The 2,123-nt window shown below is 69.3% G+C and carries 2 protein-coding genes; one reads left to right on the plus strand and one right to left on the minus strand.

What is annotated here, in order from left to right; all coding sequences use genetic code 11:
• Positions 1 to 426: SsrA-binding protein SmpB (gene smpB / locus AC1ROW_RS22195; protein WP_493021857.1), on the plus strand; the 426-nt coding region annotated here is incomplete at its 5' end.
• 181 nt (positions 427 to 607) lie between these two features.
• Here the strand turns inward: smpB and nylB are convergent.
• Positions 608 to 1,786 (minus strand): 6-aminohexanoate-dimer hydrolase, encoded by a 1,179-nt coding sequence (gene nylB / locus AC1ROW_RS22200; RefSeq protein WP_012476896.1) that lies wholly within the window; start codon positions 1,784 to 1,786, stop codon positions 608 to 610.
• Positions 1,787 to 2,123: the final 337 nt, after the last annotated feature.

A 2,123-nucleotide genomic window follows, 5' to 3' on the forward strand; every position in this document is an offset into this window, starting at 1 on the left:
CACGAGTACCACATCCTCGACACCTACGAGGCGGGCCTGGTGCTCACGGGCAGCGAGGTGAAGTCGCTGCGCATGGGGCGCGCGTCGCTCGTCGACGGATACGTGTTCATCGAGCGCGGCGAGGCCTGGCTCGACGCGGCGTACATCCCCGAGTACCTCAACGGGTCGTGGACGAACCACGCGCCGCGCCGCAAGCGCAAGCTGCTGCTGCATCGCCAGCAGATCGACAAGCTCTACCAGAAGACCCGCGAGGGCGGCATGACGATCGTGCCGCTGCGCCTGTACTTCCTGGACGGCCGCGCGAAGGTCGAGATCGCCCTCGCGAAGGGCAAGAAGGAATACGACAAGCGGCAGACGCTGCGCGAACGGCAGGACAAGCGCGAGGCCGAGCGGGCCATGCGCAGCAAGAACCGGCTGGGGGAGTAGCGCCCGCGACCCGGTGCGATTCAGTCGGCCCGGGCGAGCCGGGCGGCCCCGCCGGTTGAGCGGGCCCCCGCTGGTTGAGCGAGCGGAGCGAGTCGAAACCCGGGGCGGTCGGGTTTCGACTCGTCGCTGCGCTCCTCGCTCAACCGGCGGGGGAGGCCCGCCGCGAGCGGAGCGACCGTGGCTACACTGCGTCGAGCGCGCGGCTGACGTCGAGCAGGATCCCGTTCTGCAGCCGGTGCCAGTGCTCGGTGTCGGGATCGGGCCACGACGACAGCTTGACGATCACGGAGTCGGTGAGCGGGTCGAGCCACAGATTCTGCCCGTGGATGCCGATGCCGCTCACGTTGCCGCGCTCGTTGCCCGTGCACCACCACTGGCGGGTGTAGCTGCCGTCGGGGAAGGTGTTCGTGAAGCCCTTGTCGGTCATCGCCTCGTGCGATCCGCCGGCGAGTACGCGACGCACCCAGTCCTCGGAGACCACGCGGCCACCGGGGGCGACGCCGCCGTCGAGCATCATGCGCCCCACGCGCGCGAGATCCCGCGCCGTGCAGGAGACGCCGCCGTGCGCGAAGCCGAAACCCGTCGTGTCGACGGTGATGGTAGCGTCGCGGTCGGCGTCGAGCTTCGCCCACAGGTACGTGGAGAGCGCTTCGACGTAGCGCAGACCGGTGACCCGTTCGACGATCCAGGCGAGTACGTCGGTGTTCGCCGAGCAGTACTGGAACTCGCCGGTGCTGCCGTCGCCGCGGAGGGTGGTGAGGAACTCGTAGGTGTCGGCCGGGTCGCCGTGGCGGCGCGTGCGCCAGCCGGCCGAGCGACCGTGGGTCTGCACCTCGGATGCGGGATCGACGTAGTCCTCGTTGTAGTCGATCGAGATCTGCATGTCGAGCACCTGCAGCACGGAGGGCCCGTCGTAGACGGAGCCGGCGAGCTCGGGTACATACTCGGTGACGGGCTGCGCGGGATCGATGCGCCCCTCGTCGACCAGTGCTCCGACGACCGTGCCGCACAGCGACTTCGAGACGCTCATCAGCAGGTGACGGTCGTCGGGCGCGAAGCCGGCGCGGTAGTACTCGGCCACGACCTCCGTTCCGCGCAGCACGAGGAAGGCGTCGGTGTAGGTCTGTTCGAGGCGCTGTTCGAGGTCGGGAAGCTGCGCCGCGATCGCGCCGAGCCGCGCGAGGGCATGACCGGGCGCGTTCACCGGGCGCCGCGAGACCGCTGCCGAGGGCACCATCTCGCCGAGGTGAGCGAAGGCCCAGCGGTTGTGCGGGGGCTCCTGCCAGCTGTCGAGCGTCGGTTCACCCGCGGCGGCGTCGGGGTATCGGGCGGGGTGCGAGCCGGTGGTGGGCGTGTTCATCGAGCGTCTCCGAAGGTGTGGCCGCGGCGGGTGAAGAGGTAGTACAGTCCGCCGCTGACGATCATCGCAACGGGAGCGGAGAGATCGATGTAGCCCATGGCCTCGGCGATCGCGCCGCTCCAGAAGTCGGTGGTGAGGAAGAAGGAGGCGGCTGCGCCGCCGATGATCCCCGCGGCGAGGCCGGGAATGCTGAAGCCACCGGTGTACCAGTACTTGGCCCCCGGGCGCTCATCGAAGAGATCGAGGCCATCGTATCGGTTGCGGGGCTCTGTTGCAAAGATTGGCGGCAGTCAGAGGTAGGCTGTCGCTCTGCGCCGATCAGGCGGCTGCTGCGAAA

The organism is Leifsonia sp. GW821-FHT13C09 (assembly GCF_058806435.1).